The organism is Flavobacterium sp. W21_SRS_FM3 (assembly GCF_052113625.1).
Classification (GTDB): domain Bacteria; phylum Bacteroidota; class Bacteroidia; order Flavobacteriales; family Flavobacteriaceae; genus Flavobacterium.
Genome location: NZ_JBGQOD010000001.1, coordinates 588,642 through 606,672, shown reverse-complemented (window position 1 = coordinate 606,672; position 18,031 = coordinate 588,642). Strand labels below are relative to the sequence as shown.

General features: G+C 34.1%; 18 protein-coding genes. 9 read left to right on the top strand and 9 right to left on the bottom strand.

Annotated features, from left to right (window positions below):
- Positions 1-128 precede the first annotated feature (128 nt).
- Positions 129-1,445: an adenosylhomocysteinase gene (gene ahcY / locus ACEN2K_RS02750; RefSeq protein ID WP_441757777.1), complete on the top strand. Its 1,317-nt coding sequence runs from the start codon at positions 129-131 to the stop codon at positions 1,443-1,445.
- Between the two features lie 425 nt (positions 1,446-1,870).
- On the opposite strand, the gene rpmA is transcribed toward ahcY, so the two are convergent.
- Together rpmA and rplU are read right to left on the bottom strand one after the other, a co-directional pair.
- The gene (rpmA, locus tag ACEN2K_RS02745; protein WP_066333538.1) at positions 1,871-2,137 is read right to left on the bottom strand and encodes a 50S ribosomal protein L27; all 267 of its coding nucleotides are present in this window, start codon (positions 2,135-2,137) and stop codon (positions 1,871-1,873) included.
- 23 nt (positions 2,138-2,160) lie between these two features.
- Positions 2,161-2,589: a 50S ribosomal protein L21 gene (gene rplU, locus ACEN2K_RS02740; RefSeq protein WP_441757776.1), complete on the bottom strand. Its 429-nt coding sequence runs from the start codon at positions 2,587-2,589 to the stop codon at positions 2,161-2,163.
- A 246-nt stretch (positions 2,590-2,835) separates the two neighbouring features.
- Here rplU and ACEN2K_RS02735 point away from each other — a divergent pair, with 246 nt between their 5' ends.
- Positions 2,836-4,161 (top strand): M16 family metallopeptidase, encoded by a 1,326-nt coding sequence (locus ACEN2K_RS02735; RefSeq protein WP_441757775.1) that lies wholly within the window; start codon positions 2,836-2,838, stop codon positions 4,159-4,161.
- 13 nt (positions 4,162-4,174) lie between these two features.
- Positions 4,175-5,593: a M16 family metallopeptidase gene (locus ACEN2K_RS02730; RefSeq protein ID WP_441757774.1), complete on the top strand. Its 1,419-nt coding sequence runs from the start codon at positions 4,175-4,177 to the stop codon at positions 5,591-5,593.
- Between the two features lie 48 nt (positions 5,594-5,641).
- On the opposite strand, the gene ACEN2K_RS02725 is transcribed toward ACEN2K_RS02730, so the two are convergent.
- A complete protein-coding gene (locus ACEN2K_RS02725) occupies positions 5,642-6,508 on the bottom strand; it encodes a DMT family transporter (protein ID WP_441757773.1) in 867 nt (288 codons plus the stop codon).
- A 109-nt stretch (positions 6,509-6,617) separates the two neighbouring features.
- On the opposite strand from ACEN2K_RS02725, the gene ACEN2K_RS02720 reads away from it, so the two are divergent.
- Entirely contained in the window at positions 6,618-6,998 is a 381-nt protein-coding gene (locus tag ACEN2K_RS02720) for a heavy-metal-associated domain-containing protein (RefSeq protein WP_441757772.1), read from the top strand.
- A gap of 57 nt (positions 6,999-7,055) precedes the next feature.
- Here ACEN2K_RS02720 and gldD read toward each other — a convergent pair whose 3' ends face one another.
- Genes gldD through mutY form a run of 4 tightly spaced genes read right to left on the bottom strand, consistent with a single transcriptional unit; the run spans position 7,056 to position 10,514 of the window.
- Positions 7,056-7,643 (bottom strand): gliding motility lipoprotein GldD, encoded by a 588-nt coding sequence (gldD, locus tag ACEN2K_RS02715; RefSeq protein ID WP_441757771.1) that lies wholly within the window; start codon positions 7,641-7,643, stop codon positions 7,056-7,058.
- Positions 7,636-8,934: a gliding motility-associated protein GldE gene (locus ACEN2K_RS02710; RefSeq protein WP_441757770.1), complete on the bottom strand. Its 1,299-nt coding sequence runs from the start codon at positions 8,932-8,934 to the stop codon at positions 7,636-7,638. Before ACEN2K_RS02710 ends, gldD begins: the two co-directional genes overlap by 8 nt.
- Positions 8,935-8,957: 23 nt before the next feature.
- Positions 8,958-9,398 carry a single-stranded DNA-binding protein gene (locus tag ACEN2K_RS02705; RefSeq protein WP_441757769.1) on the bottom strand — a complete coding sequence of 147 codons (441 nt, stop codon included), beginning with the start codon at positions 9,396-9,398 and terminating at the stop codon, positions 8,958-8,960.
- A gap of 51 nt (positions 9,399-9,449) precedes the next feature.
- The gene (mutY, locus tag ACEN2K_RS02700) at positions 9,450-10,514 is read right to left on the bottom strand and encodes an A/G-specific adenine glycosylase (protein WP_441757768.1); all 1,065 of its coding nucleotides are present in this window, start codon (positions 10,512-10,514) and stop codon (positions 9,450-9,452) included.
- 134 nt (positions 10,515-10,648) lie between these two features.
- On the opposite strand from mutY, the gene ACEN2K_RS02695 reads away from it, so the two are divergent.
- On the top strand, positions 10,649-10,939 hold the full coding sequence (locus ACEN2K_RS02695; RefSeq protein WP_016989051.1) for an HU family DNA-binding protein: 291 nt from the start codon (positions 10,649-10,651) through the stop codon (positions 10,937-10,939).
- Positions 10,940-11,326: 387 nt separating this feature from the next.
- Positions 11,327-12,871, top strand: coding sequence for an Rne/Rng family ribonuclease (locus tag ACEN2K_RS02690; RefSeq protein WP_441757767.1), 1,545 nt, complete (start codon positions 11,327-11,329; stop codon positions 12,869-12,871).
- A 287-nt stretch (positions 12,872-13,158) separates the two neighbouring features.
- Here the strand turns inward: ACEN2K_RS02690 and ACEN2K_RS02685 are convergent, their stop codons facing one another.
- Positions 13,159-14,325, bottom strand: a complete 1,167-nt coding sequence (locus ACEN2K_RS02685) for an MFS transporter (protein ID WP_441757766.1) — start codon at positions 14,323-14,325, stop codon at positions 13,159-13,161.
- A 121-nt stretch (positions 14,326-14,446) separates the two neighbouring features.
- Between ACEN2K_RS02685 and ACEN2K_RS02680 the strand changes: the two genes are divergently transcribed.
- Together ACEN2K_RS02680 and ACEN2K_RS02675 are read left to right on the top strand one after the other, a co-directional pair.
- Entirely contained in the window at positions 14,447-15,289 is an 843-nt protein-coding gene (locus ACEN2K_RS02680; protein ID WP_441757765.1) for an AraC family transcriptional regulator, read from the top strand.
- Positions 15,290-15,472: 183 nt separating this feature from the next.
- Complete coding sequence (locus tag ACEN2K_RS02675) at positions 15,473-16,513, top strand: ion channel (RefSeq protein ID WP_441757764.1); 1,041 nt, start codon at positions 15,473-15,475, stop codon at positions 16,511-16,513.
- A 51-nt stretch (positions 16,514-16,564) separates the two neighbouring features.
- Here ACEN2K_RS02675 and ACEN2K_RS02670 read toward each other — a convergent pair whose 3' ends face one another.
- The gene (locus ACEN2K_RS02670) at positions 16,565-17,008 is read right to left on the bottom strand and encodes a nucleoside deaminase (protein ID WP_441757763.1); all 444 of its coding nucleotides are present in this window, start codon (positions 17,006-17,008) and stop codon (positions 16,565-16,567) included.
- Between the two features lie 62 nt (positions 17,009-17,070).
- Between ACEN2K_RS02670 and ACEN2K_RS02665 the strand changes: the two genes are divergently transcribed.
- Entirely contained in the window at positions 17,071-18,021 is a 951-nt protein-coding gene (locus ACEN2K_RS02665; protein WP_441757762.1) for an energy transducer TonB, read from the top strand.
- Positions 18,022-18,031 lie beyond the last annotated feature (10 nt).

Genomic DNA, 18,031 nt, shown 5'->3' with positions numbered 1-18,031 from the left:
TTAGTATTATTTTACTGATTTTTAAAAGATTACAATATTAAACAATTCATAAATATAACTGAATCCTTTTTAAATCATAAGTTATTACGTAAATTTGCAAAAAATTTATAATTACAAATATACTATAAATGAGTACTACAACTATGCCTTTTGTGGCTTTCAAAGTAAAAGACATTTCTCTAGCGGCCTGGGGAAGAAAAGAAATTGAATTAGCTGAAGCTGAAATGCCTGGTTTAATGGCACTTCGTTCTGAATATAAAAACGAGCAACCACTTAAAGGTTCTCGTATTGCAGGATGTTTACACATGACCATCCAAACTGCTGTTTTAATCGAGACTTTAATTGCTCTTGGAGCTGAGGTTACTTGGTCTTCTTGCAACATTTTCTCTACTCAAGATCAAGCTGCTGCTGCAATTGCCGCTGCTGGGATTCAAGTTTATGCTTGGAAAGGATTAAATGAAGAGGATTTTGACTGGTGTATTGAGCAAACATTATTCTTTGGTGAAGATAGAAAACCATTGAACATGATTCTTGATGATGGTGGAGATTTAACTAACATGGTTATTGATCGTTACCCAGAATTAGTTGCTGGAATTAAAGGATTATCTGAGGAGACTACAACTGGAGTTCACAGATTATACGAAAGAATGAAAGCTGGAACTTTGCCAATGCCTGCTATCAATGTAAATGACTCAGTTACTAAATCTAAATTTGATAATAAATACGGATGTAAAGAATCTGCTGTTGATGCTGTTCGTCGTGCAACTGATATTATGCTTGCTGGTAAAAGAGTAGTTGTATGTGGATACGGTGACGTAGGAAAAGGTACTGCTGCTTCTTTTAGAGGTGCTGGATCTATTGTTACCGTTACTGAAATCGATCCTATTTGTGCTTTACAAGCTGCAATGGATGGATTTGAAGTTAAAAAATTAGACACTGTTGTTGGAAATGCTGATATCATCATCACCACTACAGGAAATAAAGATATCGTTCTAGGAAGTCACTTCGAGCAAATGAAAGATAAAACTATCGTTTGTAACATTGGACACTTTGATAACGAAATTGCAGTTGCTTGGTTGAACACAAACCACGGAGCTTCTAAAGTTGAAATCAAACCTCAGGTTGATAAATATACAATCAACGGTAAAGACATCATCCTTTTGGCTGAAGGTCGCTTAGTAAACCTTGGTTGCGCTACGGGTCACCCAAGTTTTGTAATGAGTAACTCATTTACAAATCAAACTTTGGCTCAAATTGAATTATGGAAAAACAGTGCTTCTTACAAAAATGAAGTTTACATGTTACCAAAACATTTAGATGAGAAAGTAGCGATGTTGCACCTGGCTAAGCTTGGAGTTGAATTAGAGACTTTACGTGAAGATCAAGCTGCTTACATTGGTGTTGAAGTTGAAGGTCCATTCAAACCAGAGTACTACAGATACTAAATAATTACAAATTAGCGATTGCTGATTTTAGATTTATAGAAACCCTTGCAAGAAACTGAACTAAATTCAGTTTGATTGCGAGGGTTTTTTGTTTTTGGGCGAGTCCCTGCGGGTCGGGCTATACACTAAATCTTTTATTGCGCTGCGCTACATAAAAGAATATCGTTACTATCCCTCTCGCTAGCTTCATCTAAAAACAAGTTCTTTTCAAACAGCAGGATTATTTTTCACACTGATCACCAAAAGAGAATCTAGCGCCTTTCTACAATCATAAGCTATTTCAATATATACAATTAGTACAAACCAACAATCAATACAGTCTATTTCCAGCACAACCTTCCTCTCCTTTTAATAGCACTAAAATAGAGGCCATAAAAAAACCCAATCTTTTCAGATTGGGTTTTTATAAGTAATTGAGAAATCAATTATGCTTCAACTTCAAATGGAAGTATAGAAACGTATGATTTGTTATCTCTTTTCTTTTGGAAGTGTACAACTCCATCTACTCTTGCGTGTAGGGTGTGATCTTTACTGATGTAAACATTTTCACCTGGATTGTGTTTTGAACCTCTTTGTCTTACGATGATGTTCCCTGCAATAGCAGCTTGTCCACCAAAAATCTTAACACCTAAACGTTTTGATTCTGATTCTCTACCATTCTTGGAACTACCGACACCTTTCTTGTGAGCCATGACGTATTAGTTTAATATTGTTATTATTCTTTAGTATCTTCTTTTTTAGCTTTAGGAGCTTTTTTTACTTTAGGAGCTGGTGCTTCTTCCGTAGTTGCTTCTGCTGTAGCTTTTTTAGTTGCTGCCTTTTTTGGAGCTTCTAAACCAGTAATACCTTCAATTACAATTTGAGTAAGATATTGTCTGTGACCATTTCTCTTTTTGTATCCTTTTCTTCTTTTCTTTTTGAAAACGATAACTTTATCTCCTTTTAAGTGTTGTAACACTTTAGCTTCTACTGAAGCACCTTCTATAGCTGGGGCGCCTAAAGTGATTGTTCCATTGTCATCTAATAAAAGAACTTTGTCAAAAGAAATTTTTGAACCTTCTTCATTAGCTAAACGGTGAACATAAACCTTTAAGTCTTTGCTTACTTTAAATTGTTGCCCTGCTATCTCTACGATTGCATACATATCAAATTGATTTATTGATTTTTAAGGTTGCAAATATACGATTTAATTTCTACCATGCAATTACTTCCTCAAAAAAAATATTTTCTTTGCTTTATCCCCTATTTTCAACAACTTACACCAGCTCTAATCCCAAGAGTTTAAGGATAAAAACAAACTTTTGCCCATTGATGATGAAAAAAAGGTATTTTTGAAGTAACAATAATTTTGTTTCTATACTTATTGTAAATACCACTTTTATTAATCTTTATGAAAAAAACAATAATGGGATTAACTACTGCCCTAATGCTTGGCGGAGTCGCATCTGCACAAAAAATAGCTTTTGAAGAATACAATCTTGATAATGGCATGCACGTTATTCTACACCACGACCCTACTGCTCCTGTTGTTGTCACTTCGGTGATGTATCATGTAGGATCAAAAGATGAGAATCCTGAGAAAACGGGTTTTGCTCATTTTTTTGAACATTTATTATTCGAGGGAACTGAAAACATTAAAAGAGGAGAATGGTTTAAAATTGTTTCTTCAAATGGAGGTGTAAACAATGCTAACACTTCTGACGACCGTACCTATTATTATGAGGTATTCCCATCTAATAATTTAGAATTAGCGTTATGGATGGAATCCGAAAGGTTGATGCATCCTGTTATCAATCAAATAGGGATTGACACGCAAAACGGAGTAATTAAAGAAGAAAAAAGTTCGCGCTATGATAATCGTCCTTATGGAAAGATAATCAATGCCGTGAAAAAAAACCTATTTATAAATCACCCTTATAAATGGTCCACTATTGGTTCTATGGAACATTTAGACACAGCAACGTTAGAGGACTTTAAAGCTTTTAATAAAAAGTTCTACTCTCCTAACAACGCAGTATTAGTGGTGGCTGGTGATTTTGATAAAAAGAAGGCTAAAGGGTGGATTCAGCAGTATTTTGGATCAATTCCAAAAGGAGAAAAAATCACCAAGCAGGTTTTTATAGAAGAACCGATTACAGAAACTATTAGAGCAACTCATCAGGATCCAAACATCCAGATTCCAATGATAATTGCATCTTATAGAACACCATCAATGAAAACGAGAGATGCTCGTGTCTTAAATTTAATTTCGTCCTATTTAAGCGATGGTAAAAGTTCTAAATTGTATAAAAACATAGTAGACGATAAAAAAATTGCACTCCAAATTGGAGCTGTTGGCTTAAGCCAAGAAGACTACGGTATGTATGTTATATATGGATTACCAATGGGAGGACATACTACCGTTGATTTATTAAAAGCAATTGACGAAGAAATCGTTAAAATACAAACAGATTTAATTTCAGAGAAAGATTATCAAAAACTACAAAACCAGTTTGAAAACCAATACGTTAACAACAATTCTAGTATTGAAGGAATTACTGAGAACTTAGCAAAGTATTACCTATTATATGGAGACATTAATTTGATAAATAAAGAAACTAAAATCTATCAATCAATTACTAGAGAAGAAATCAGAGCCGTAGCCCAAAAATATTTGAATCCAAATCAACGATTGCTATTGGACTACATCCCTACTATTGAAACAGCTCAGAAATAAGACCGTCATACTTATGAAAAAAACAACTATTCTATTCATTCTTTTATTTATAGCAGGAATCATGCAAGCACAAGTTCGACCCCAACCTAAACCAGGAAAGCCACCTGTTGTTAATATTAACAAACCACAAACCTTCGTTTTAGATAACGGCTTAAAGGTTATGGTTGTTGAAAATCATAAATTACCTAAAGTAACATTTAACCTATCAATAGATAATCCTCCTTTTGCAGAAGCAAGAATAAAAGGAGTGGATGATTTATGCAGTAATTTAATAGGCAGCGGAAACATGAAAATCACTAAAGATGATTTCAATGAGGAAGTGGATTTTCTTGGTGCCAATATCGGTTTCAATTCTCATGGCGCCTATGCTAGTTCTCTATCTAAATATTCGGGACGCATCCTTCAATTATTGTCTTACGGAGCACTTTATCCTAACTTCACACAAGAAGAGTTTGACAAAGAAAAAGCCAAATTACTGGAAGCCATCAAATCCCAAGAAAAAAGCGCTTCAGCAATTGCTAACCGCGTAGTACATGCCTTAGCATTTGGCGTCGATCACCCTTCTGGCGAATACATGACAGAAGAAACGATTAATAACATTACGCTTGACGACGTTAAAGCTAATTACAATGCGCACTTTGCTCCAGATAACGCCTATTTAGTCATCATTGGAGACATTAAGTTTAATGAGGTAAAACCCATCGTAGAAAAACTTTTTGGTTCTTGGAAAAAAATGAATACGCCAGAACCTACTTATCCAGATCCAAAAAATGTAGCTTTTACACAAATTAACTTTGTTGATGTACCCAATGCTGCCCAGTCAGAAGTCTCCTTAGTTAGCACATTGCGTTTAAAAATGAGCGACAAAGATTTCTTTCCCGCGGTTATAGCTACCTATATATTAGGTGGAGACTATAGCAGTTATCTAAACATGAATTTAAGAGAAGCTCATGGATGGACCTATGGCGCTAACGCTATTATAGGTGCAGGAAAATATGTGACCAAATTAAGAGCAGCATCTTCAGTAAGAACAATGGCTACAGATAGCGCGGTAGTAGAATTTATTAAAGAAATAAAAAGAATTAGAACAGAAAAAGTAGCCGAAGACGTTCTTAATAACGTAAAAGCTGGCTACATAGGTCGGTTTGTAATGAAGGTTGAAAAACCAGAAACAATTGCGCGTCATGCCCTAAACATTGAAACTGAAGACCTTCCTAAAGATTTTTATGAAAATTACATCAAAATTATTAGCGCCGTTACCGCAGAGGATGTATTAAAGGCAGCCAATAAATATTTCCTAATTGACAACATGCGTATTGTCATTGCTGGAAAAGGCTCAGAAGTACTGCCTGGTTTAGAAAAATTAAACATACCCCTTTATCAATTTGACAAATGGGGAAATCCTATTGAAAAAAAGATTAGCACAGAATAATATTTGACAACAACTCATAAAAAGCTTTTCTCATTAGAGGGAAGCTTTTTATTTTTTAGCCGATAAATAAACACCTATCAAAATAATAAATGCTCCAAAAAACTGAACAGTAGTCAACATTTCATTATCTAACAATCCCCAGAAGAAAGCCACAACAGGAATCAAATATGTGACAGATGTAGCAAAGACCGGTGATGAAATTTGAATTAATTTAAAAAATAAGATATTCGCTATTCCCGTACCAACCACACCTAAAACCATAATAAACATTACCGCATGCTGCACTTTCTCTACATGAATAACAGCACCAAAACCGGAGAAGTAAAGAATTGCCAAAGCGGGAAAAATTAGAAACAAGAAATTTCCAGTTGTTATACTCACTGCTGTTAAATCTGAGAGAAAACGCTTGATTAAATTCACATTGATTGCATAACATACAGAGGCAATTATTACCAAGATTGCATAATAATAATTTTGATCAGGATGATTCATCGCACCATTAAAAACTAACAACAAACTACCTACTAAACCTATAAACACACCCCAGACCTGCCTTTTCTGGAAGCTTACCCCAAAAACTAAGGCTCCTAAAACTAAAGTATTCAATGGTGTCAGTGAGTTTAAAATAGAACTTACAGAGCTATCGATTTCTGTTTGCGCAATCGCAAAAAGAAAAGCAGGAATAAAAGTCCCAAAAAGTGAGGTTAGTGCAATGTATTTCCATTTTTCTTTAGGGATTTTTGACAAACTTTTGAATCCAATTATCAGCAAAAAAAGCGCAGCAAAAATAATACGTAGCGACCCCACTTGTATAGCCGTAAGGCCTAGCAATCCTTTTTTAATCAGAATAAAAGAGCTGCCCCACACTAGAGACAGCACTAACAAATAACCCCATTTTAATTGTTTTGATTCCATTAATTTAATTTTGAACCAAAATTCTAATAATTTTATGACTTAGACGCTGTTTTTTAAGTAATTTTGCAACAAAATTTAGCTTAGTCAAATCACTTAAAATAAAATCATTATGAAAATTACCAAATCAATAGCTGCAATCGCTTTAGCGAGTCTTTTATTCATAAGCTGTAAAAAAACAGATAGCGAAGCGACGACTGAAACTACTGTAGCTGCGACAGAAACAGCTACAACTAAAAAAGACATTGCTCCAGAAAATTTACAAACTGCCAGTTTTTCTATAGAAGGAATGACCTGCGCTGTGGGTTGTGCTAAAACAATTCAAGAAGAATTAACTGACCTAGAAGGTGTTCAAACAGCAACTGTAGATTTTGACAAAAAATTAGCTACAGTAACTTTTGACAAAACAGTTCAAAATCCTGAAAGCTTAACTAAAGTGGTTCAAGCAACTGGAGACGGTAAAACATACACAGTTTCAAACATGAAATCATAAACTGTGTTTAATCCATAAAAAAAAGCTTCTCAAATGAGAAGCTTTTTTTATGATCATTTATTTCCACTTTAGCGTTTCCATCAGCCGCTGCATGTCATTTTTAATATAACTAGCTGCTGGCATAATAGAATCAAAATTAGGCTTAGCATAAAAATAAACAGAGCCTGTCACAAAATGCTTTGTACTATCAGTTACATAAAACTGTGAGTTAGTCGCCGCGTTTCCATCCACTTGATAAAACATACCATATACTTTCTTGGTTGGATTCAAATAAGGCTGTTCCAATATATCATCTGCTTTAATCACGTGCTCATACGTTAACTTCTGAGCGTCTTTCAACAGCATATTAATATTATTTTGAACCGGCTTATAGGTGAGATAAATAGTCGCTTTCATTTTTGGATAAGATATGGTAAAACCACAATCTTTTTCTCCTTTAATCACTGCATCAGCATTCATTTCGAAAGTAAACGGACACTCATTTTCAAAATTAGAGTACTTAGCAACGGGATAATCCAAACGCAAATAGGCCGATGGTTTAGGCAAAACATCGTCTTTACAAGACGTAAAGAGGGTTAACCCTAAAAAAAATCCTGTAATCAATAAAAATTTGCTTTGTATTTTAGTTCGTCTCAAATTAAGCATCAATAGTAACTTTTATCTGTTTTATACGTTTCTTATCCACTGTTTCAATAGTAAAAAGACAATTTTCATAGGATATTTTTTGTCCTTTACTTGGGAAGTTACCTGAAATTTCAAGGATAAAACCTGCTAGCGTTTCCGCTTCCCCTTTTTTAACTTCAAAAAGATCCTCATCAACTTCTATAATTCTATAAAAATCTTTTAAGTTAATCTTCCCTTCAAAAATATAGTTCTTATCATCAATTTGAGAGAAATTAATATCCTCATCATCAAATTCATCGCTAATATCTCCTACAATTTCTTCGATTACGTCTTCAAGAGAAACTAATCCAGAGGTCCCACCATATTCATCCACTACAATCGCTAAGTGACTTTTCATGTTCTGAAAATCCTTAAGCAAATTATCGAGTTTTTTATTTTCAGGAACAAAAAAGGGCTCTCTTATTAAAGTAGGCCAATCAAAATTATTAGTGTTTATGTGAGGCAATAAATCTTTCACAAACAACACCCCTTCAATCTGGTCAACATTATCTCTATAAACTGGAATTCTAGAATACCCTTTTTCGATAATTTTAGAATAAATTTCTTTAAACGTCTCCGTGATTTCTAATGCAAAAATATCAATCCTAGGACTCATCACTTGCTTTGTGTCTGTATTTCCAAAAGACACAATTCCTTCTAGAATTTTTTGCTCTTCAGATGAAGTATCATCAGATGAAGTAAGTTCTAAAGCTTGTGAAAGCTGGTCTACCGAAAAATTTGTTTTCTGCTTACCCAATTTGTTATGCAAATAAACTGTGATCTGGCGCATAGGAATACTAATAGGCGACAGCAATTTATCTAGTACCACAATGGGATACAGAACAAACTTTGCAAATTTCAAATTATTTCTACTAGCATATACCTTTGGTAAAACTTCACCAAACAGCAATAATAGAAAAGTCACTACAATTACTTCTAGAACAAATTTTAAGATTGGATTGCTTACGGCTGCAAATAAATTACTCCCCACAAAAGAGAACAAGATAACCACACCAATATTTATGAAATTGTTAGCAACAAGCAATGTCGCTAAAAGTTTTTTAGGTCGGTCTAATAGATCGGCAAGTATTTTACCTTTGGAATCATTCCCTTGAATGGCTTCATCAATGTCTTTTGAGGTCAAAGAAAACAAAGCAACTTCGGCACCCGAAACTAATGCAGAACATACAAGTAAGACTGCAATTCCGAGGAAACCAAATATTAGATCGGTATCTAATATGGATGAAAAATCTAAACTGGGCTCTGGGTCCAAATTAAAAAAGATTAGTTAAACAATCAAAATGGCAAATCATTGATTGGCAAGCCATTATTTTGTGGGTCAAAGTTAGTGTTTTTTGGTGATTCTGAACTGTGAATTTGTTTGTTGTTTTCAGTATCTCTTTTTGTTGATAAAAAAGTAAACTCTGTCACCTGAATTTCTGAGGTATGTTTTGTTGAACCATCCTCTGCTTGCCATTGACGAGATTTAATGCGTCCTTCTACATATATCTTATCCCCTTTGGACAAATGCTTTTCACAAATCTCAGCTGCTTTATTGCGCACTACTAAATTATGCCACTCCGTAGAAGTGATCTTTTCATTAGTAGTCTTATTAATATAGACTTCATTAGTGGCTAATTGAAATCTTCCTATACAATTACCTCCATCAAAATAATGCATTTTAACAGCATCACCTAGGTAACCAATTAGCATTACTTTATTTAACGTTCCGTTCATATTATATATTATGGTGTTTGTATCAAAGATACATTTTTTTAAAATCTAATGTTATTCCCTTTCGATAAAATTGTGAATAACGATGGGAAACGGATAGCTTTTTAATTCTTCATTACTGATTCCGTTTTCAATTCTTCCCTCTAATTTTATTTCCCAAAATTTGATATGTAGGTGTTGATGAGATAATTTATGAACGATGCTCTTCTCATTGTACGCACCAATACTTAGCACTTCATTAGACGGAAAAAAATCGGCTTGTATTATAGGTGTAATAAATTCAAAATCCACTTCTTGTTCTGATTCAATTAATGGGAACTCATATAAGTTATGCCAAATCCCTTTAGCTGTTCGTTTTTGAATTAGCGTTTTTTGCTGTGCATCAGTAGTCACTAGATAATTAAAGTAGCGATTACGAACTTTTAGCTTTTTAGATTTAACGGGTAACTGGTCGACTTTCTTTTTTTGTAACGCTAGACAACTCGCATTAAAAACACAAACACTACAATCGGGATTTCGAGGCACGCATTGCAAAGCGCCGAATTCCATTATAGCCTGATTAAAGGTAGCAGGATTAAAATCGCTCATCTCATCTCCGCTTTTAGTGTCTTTTGGCATCAACTCAAAAGCCAAAGCAGCAAATTCTTTTTTGGCGGAAGCCAATGCAATGTCGGTTTCAATATCAAAATAACGCGATAAGACTCTAAACACATTCCCATCAACAACTGCTACCGCCTCACCATAAGAAAAAGATGCAATGGCAGCAGCGGTATATTCCCCAACACCTTTCAATTTTAATAGATCATTATAGTTATCTGGAAAGATACCTTCTAAATCGAAGGCAATATGTTGTGCCGTCTTATGTAAGTTGCGAGCTCGGGAATAATAACCCAGTCCTTGCCACAGTTTTAGCACCTGTTCTTCATCTGCTTTAGCGAGGTCAAAAACAGTGGGAAAAGCGGTAGTAAATGACAAAAAATAGGGCGTTCCTTGAGCAACTCGCGTTTGTTGTAACATTATTTCTGACAGCCAAATATGATACGGATTAGTGGTATTTCTCCATGGCAAATCACGTTTATTTGATAAATACCACAGAATTAGTAAGTTAGAAAAACTCATTTTTAATTATTTGTTTGCAAAAGTAAAAGTTTATGTGATTAAAATTTAATGAATTAGCTTGAATATTTGTTTTTTAAATTCATATATTTGCACACTCAAAAAAATTATTACAATATAATAAATAAGGAAAGAAAATGACGAAAGCAGATATCGTAGCAAAAATTTCAGAAAAACTAGGTCTTGAAAAAGGTGATGTTCAGGCAACAGTTGAGACGTTTATGAATGAAGTAAAAAATTCATTAGAAACTGGAGACAATGTTTATTTAAGAGGTTTTGGAAGTTTTATCGTAAAAACTAGAGCTGAGAAGACTGGTAGAAATATTTCTAAAAATACCACAATAAAAATTCCTGCACACAACATTCCTGCTTTCAAACCTGCAAAAGTTTTTGTAGAAGGAGTAAAAATAAATAACGAAGCAAAATAATATTAATTAATCATAAAATCAACTCGATATGCCAAGTGGTAAAAAAAGAAAGAGACATAAGGTAGCAACGCACAAACGTAAAAAAAGAGCGAGAGCTAACCGTCACAAGAAGAAAAAGTAGTTTTAAACTACTTTTTTCTTTTTAACCGTTCATTGAAATCGAAAATTAGTACCCAGTCTCCAGTTTTTAGTCTGCAGTTAGCTGCTCACTTAAACCTGCTTGCTGCCTGCTAGTTTTCCCCGGGTTCAATACCTGTTAAAATTATTGTTTAATCCATCCTTACAATTAGCTATTAGTCGTAAGCCATCAGCTATTAGCACTGTCACATTTGCTAAATGCTATTAGCTAAAAACTATAAGCCAAAAAGTTCGGATAAAAATTTACAAATGAATAAAGAATTAATCATTAGATCTAGTTCTGATTTCGTAGATTTTGCCTTATTAAAAGATGGAAAACTAATTGAATTACACAAGGAAGAAGAAAAAAGCAACTTTCAAGTAGGTGATATTTTTATTGCCAAAATTAGAAAACCTGTTGCTGGACTTAATGCTGCTTTTGTAAATGTAGGCTTCGAAAAAGATGCCTTTTTACATTATCACGATTTAGGACCTAATTTATCTTCCCAACTGAAATTCATAAAACTTGTAAGCGCAGGTAAAATAAAAGATTTCTCCCTAAAAAACTTTCAGTTTGAAAAAGAGATTGATAAAGATGGAACTATTACTGACGTAATAAATGCCAATCAATCTATTCTTGTACAAGTTGTAAAAGAACCAATATCTACTAAAGGACCAAGAATTAGCGCTGAGCTATCTCTTGCTGGACGATTTATTGTTTTGGTTCCTTTTTCTGATCGTGTTTCTATTTCTCAAAAAATAGAAGACAAAAAAGAAAAAGACAGACTAAAAAAACTTGTACAGTCCATCAAACCAAAAGGATTTGGTGTTATTGTTCGTACAGTAGCCGAAGGCAAAAATACAGCCGAATTAGAAAAAGATTTGCAGAACCTGCTAGGCAGATGGACTGCAATGTGTAAAAAATTACCAACTGCTCATCATCCGTCAAAAGTATTAGGAGAACTCAATAGAGCTTCCTCTATATTAAGAGACGTATTTAACGATACCTTTAGTGGTATTCAAATAGATGATGAAGAGTTGTACAACCAAACAAAGGATTATTTGCAAGAAATTGCACCATCCAAACAATCTATTGTTAAGTTTTATCAATCAAATGATACACCCATTTTTGAGAAATACAACATAGAGAGACAAATCAAGACTTCATTTGGGAAAACAGTTTCCATGAGTAAAGGAGCTTACCTTATTATTGAACATACTGAAGCCTTACACGTCATCGATGTGAACAGCGGAAACCGTTCTAATAAAGCTACTAATCAAGAAGACACCGCTCTAGAAGTAAATATGATTGCAGCCGCCGAAATCGCTAGACAATTGCGTCTACGTGATATGGGAGGTATTATTGTAATTGATTTTATCGATATGTCTAATCCTGAAAATCGTAAAGTTTTGTTCGACTTCTTGAGGGAAGAAATGAGCGATGATAAAGCGAAACACAAGATCTTACCTCCTAGTAAATTTGGATTAGTTCAAATTACCAGACAAAGGGTAAGACCAGAAGTAAACATTAAGACTAGAGAAGAAGATCCTAACGACTTGAAAGGCGAAATTGAAGCGCCAATCTTAATAATCGACAGAATCAATGCTGATCTAGAAAGAATATTAAAATCACACAAAGACGTTGTACTTAATGTACATCCATTTGTGGCCGCATACCTTACCAAAGGTTTTCCATCATTACGTTCAAAATGGTTTTTTGAACATAAAAAATGGGTAAAAATCATACCACGTGACGCTTACACGTATTTAGAATATCATTTCTTTGACAAAAAAGGAAATGCTATAAAAGACTAAACAAAAAACCGCCTTTCGCAAGATTGCTTTCAGCCATTACGGCCACAAGCGTCCTCGAGTAGGCGGTTTTTTTGTGTCTTTTTGTAAAAAATGCTTACAAACAATTTGGAGCTGTTTCCAGCTATTAGCTATATCTTTTGCTGGCTAAAGAAGCCAGAAAAAGGATGCCGCTGCTATCGGGGCTAGGGCATTAGATTTTCAAAGTTCATTCTTCACTTATAAACAAGAAAAAACCGCTTATCTAATGACAAACGCTTTTATAAAAGATTCAGTTTAGTAATTAATTTTTAGATGCTCTGTAGTTTCAATACCCGGCGTTTTCTCTGAAGAAAAACAAATGTAAAGCTAGCGCCAGAAAGTGCCATTATCACACCTACTAAATTAGGAGCCGCATAGTTAAATCCCGCTACAAGTGGCAGTCCACCAAGAAATGCGCCCAAAGCATTACCTACATTAAAAGCCGCCTGTATTGCTGCTGACGCGATCATCTCAGCACCTACAGCAGTTTTAATCATCAGCATTTGAATGGGTGCACCGATAGAGAAAGAAATGCAACCTGTAGTAAATACTAATAACAAACTAACATATTGGTAAGAAGAAAAGAAATACACTAACATCAAATCAACAGACAATAATAATAGAATAGCTATAATTGTTATTTCAGGTGAAAATCGATCTGTCAATTTCCCTCCGATTAAATTCCCAATAACCATCCCAAGACCCGCCAAAACCAGTATATAAGATACATCCGCTGCTTGGAATTGTGACACTTCTGTAAGTAAAGGAGCAATATAACTAATCCAACAAAATAATCCTCCGGTTCCTATTGCTGTAATTAAAATTACCAACCACGCTTCTGGTTTCTTAAAAAACTGCAACTGACTTTTCACTGTTTCTTTTGCTTTAGCCTCTAAATTTGGCATCCAAAAATAAAGAGCTGCAAATGTAATCATACCAATAAATGCAATTATAATAAAAGTATACCGCCAAGCGAAATTATGTCCAATATAAGTTCCAATAGGCACACCAGCTAGATTGGCGACTGTTAAACCTGAAAACATAATAGATATGGCTTGTGCTTCTTTTCCCTTGTCAGCAAGTCGAGTAGCAACCACCGCACCCACACCAAAAAAGGCACCATGCGGCAATCCCGAAAGCAAACGCGATATAAATAATAAATTATAAGATGGCGCAATAATCGATAACGAATTGAAAAATGCCAGCATTGCTGCTAAAATCAGTAAGATCTTTTTGGGTGCTGCATTTCTAGCTATAATGACAATTAGAGGAGCACCTATGACCACACCTAGCGCATAGGCTGAGATTAAATAACCCGCTACTGGAATAGAAATTTTTAAATCAGAAGCAATATCTGGCAATAGCCCCATCATTACAAATTCGGTTATTCCTATTGTTAAACCACCTAACATTAGCGAAAGAAGACTTTTTTTCATTTAAAAAATTAATAGTTTGTATTTATAGCTTTAAAAATTAGCTGCTTTTAAGAGGGCAAATTTATTTATAAAGTAGCGCAATAAATTGTAGATTTACGCTATAAAGTTGCAACTATACCACATGAAAAAATTAAATCAGTTTGAATCATTAGTGATAGATGAATTTGAAGAAGAAAAATTTCATCTTCCCACGCATAGCCACACCTATTATGAAATTATCTACATCTTAAAAGGGAGCGGAATACATCATCTGAACAAAAATTTACTTTCGTATAAAGCGGGCGACCTCTTTGTAATTTCCCCTGATGACGAACATTATTTTGACATTAAAAAGCTCACGCGTTTTGTGTTTATAAAATTCACAGACAGTTACTTTAATTCAAATAAGAAACTATCCTGTGATGCCTTTCTTTTAAGTACGCCCGAAAAAATTATGCGCCAGCAGTTTCTCAAAGAAAATATACTGAGACTTAATGAGCCATGCAAAACTATTTTAAAAAACACCATAGACAATATCATTAAATACAATTGTCAAACAAACATATCCAGTTCGCCAATTATATTTTATCAGATCCTCTCTATTTTTGGGTTGATTAAAGAAGTTTTGCAGGACATGAATTTTAAAATAGCGGGAAAAGGAATCGATAACGACCAAATTTTATCTTACATTCATCAAAACATTTACAGTCCGAAGCTTGTTCAAATCAAGACAATTGCCAATCATTTTACAATTTCAACAAGTTATTTCGGAACCTATTTTAAAAGAAATTTTCATATCAGCTACCGAGATTACACTAACAAATTGAGAACACAGTTAATAGAAAAAAGGCTTTTTAACAATCAAATGCCTATCAAACAAATTGCTTATGAATTTGGTTTTACTGATGAAAGTCACCTCTCAAATTACTTTAAGAAACAGCGTAATATCAAGCCAAGTGCTATTAAACACAAGGAGTTCATTTAAATAAATGCAATCTGAAATTCATCGCCCATTTTTGATTTGACCTCAAAACAGTACGGCTACCATTATTGTATGGCTGCAAATTTGGATGTTTAAAAATTGAACTCTTTTATAGGGATATTTCTTATATTCGTTGTCTAACTTTATTTAAATTAGTACAACAAGGACAAGATTTAAAGCAATTCTATGAACTATTTTATATTTTTTTCAGGACTCATCCTTCTATTGGTAACGGCAAACGATTTAATTAACACCTCTTTATCTGTGCGTGGGGCTGGTTTTATTACAAAACGATTGTCTAAATTTATATGGAGCGTACTTTTACTAATCAATAAGAAAACAGCGGGTAGAAAAGTTCTAAGAATTGGAGGGGCTCTTATTTTAGTATCTATTCTTATAAATTGGTTGTTACTCATATGGACTTCTGCAACACTATTGTTCATTAGCCAACCAGATTCGTTAATGAATGTGGAAACTAATACCCCCACAACAGTACTTAATAAAATATTTTACACTGGTTATACACTATCTACTCTGGGTTTAGGAGATATGGAACCTGCTGGTGATTTTTGGGACATTTTGACTGCGGTATTATCATTTACTGGCTTAACACTAATATCTATTGCCATCACCTATTTAATCCCTGTAGTTTCAGCCGAAATCATGAAGAGAAAGATTAGTGTCTATATCAATACACTAGGTGGCTCAGTAGAAGAAATTTTATCCAATTATTGGAACGGAAAAGATTTCAAGGAATTAGAGCAGCCCTTTACTAGCCTTATTGATTCTATTATTTTACATGCGCAAAATCATAAGGCCTATTCCATTTTACATTTTTTCCATTCGACTGATAAAAAGGAAGCTTTTGTACTCAATCTTACCAATCTTGATGAGGTTCTTACAGTTCTATTTTACAATATTCCAGAAGAGCAGCGCCCTTCGTTTAGCATACTCATAAGGCTCAGAAAAGCAATCTCTAGCTATCTCATTACACTCCCTGAAACCTTTATTATTCCGGGAAAAGAAACACCGCCCGTTTTAAATTTTGCTACACTTGAGAATAAAGGAATACAAATTATTTCTGGCGAAATGGTGGATTTAGAATATGATAAATTAGCAACTAGACGTAGATTATTGCTATCTCTACTTAGAGATGATGGCTGGGAATGGGCAGACCTAACATCTGGAAGTTACAATCATGAAATAAACATGAATGAGACGTACTAAATTTCCAGTCTTAGTCATTTTAAGTTATACAACTTAGAATTACAAGACAAGTTACCTCCTTCTTTTTTCGAAAAATTGTTTCATTAACTGTGACGACTCTTCGGCAAGAACACCACGAACAACAGTAGTTTTGGGATGCAATTGTGTACCCATTTTTTCATAACCGCGATGAGGATCACTCGCCCCAAAAACTATTTTAGAAATCTGACTCCAATACAAAGCCCCCGCACACATCTGGCAAGGCTCTAATGTAACATACAGCGTACAGTCTTTAAGATACTTACCACCAAGGTAGTTTGCAGCAGCAGTTATTGATTGCATTTCGGCATGCGCGGTTACATCATTTAGCATTTCAGTTAGGTTGTGACTTCTGGCAATTATTGTATTATTAATAACAATCACGGCTCCAACAGGAATTTCATCTCGATTATAAGCCATTTCAGCTTCGTTCAAGGCTTTTTTCATGAAGTATTCGTCGGTATAAATCGTATTCATTAAACAAAAATACTGTTTTTGATATTATTATTCCTTACATTTATTATGAGCAACTGAATTTTATGGAATCTAAATACAAAATCAACATACCAGAACCTTGTAGTGAGGAATGGGACAAAATGACAGCAACCGACAACGGAAAGTTTTGTAGTAGCTGCGCTAAAAATGTAGTGGATTTTACGGCAATGATGCCCGACGAAATTCAATATTATTTTCAGCAACACTCTAACATTTGTGGGAGGTTCAAAAAATCACAGTTGGACTCTTTGATAATTCAAATTCCAAATCGTGTTTTATATACTCAAACTCAATATCGTAAAATGATTTTACTAGCCCTATTTATCACAATGGGAACTACTTTATTTAGTTGTGCTGACAAAAACGGTAACAAATTAAAAATCGACAAGGTTGAAATAGTTGCTGATTCTGTAGAAACGGAAAATATAATTCTTGGGATGCGACTACCACCCAAAAAAGACACAAATAATCGTTTACAAAATAAAATTCCTCCAGCACCTACACCAAGTAAGGATCAAGTAAAATTTGTAAAACCCAAAACAATGCAGTGTGTTGAGAAAAGAAATGAAAAAACACAGACTGCAACCAACAATAAGATTGTTCAAGAGGAAGAAATTTACAATGGTGGAATTGAATTTTACTTAGATCCTGAATACAAGGGTGGCATGGAAAAATTCAAAGAATACGTTCAACAAAATTATACTTTCCCTAAAAAAGCAAAGTCGCTAAACGGGGTTGTTACAGCTACCTTTGTTATAGAGAAAGATGGTAGTTTAAGTAACTTTAAATTTCTAAAAGATATAGGAGAGGACTCTAGAACATCATTAGTAAGGGTTTTAGAAAAATCTGAAAAATGGACTCCTGGTTCTCAGAACGGAAAACTGACTCGTAGTCAATTTAAAATATCATTGATTATAAAAACAGATACACTAAAAAAGTCTTTTTTCAAGAATAGATTCAATCAAAGAATTGACTCCATTATAATTAAACATTAAACTATTTGAT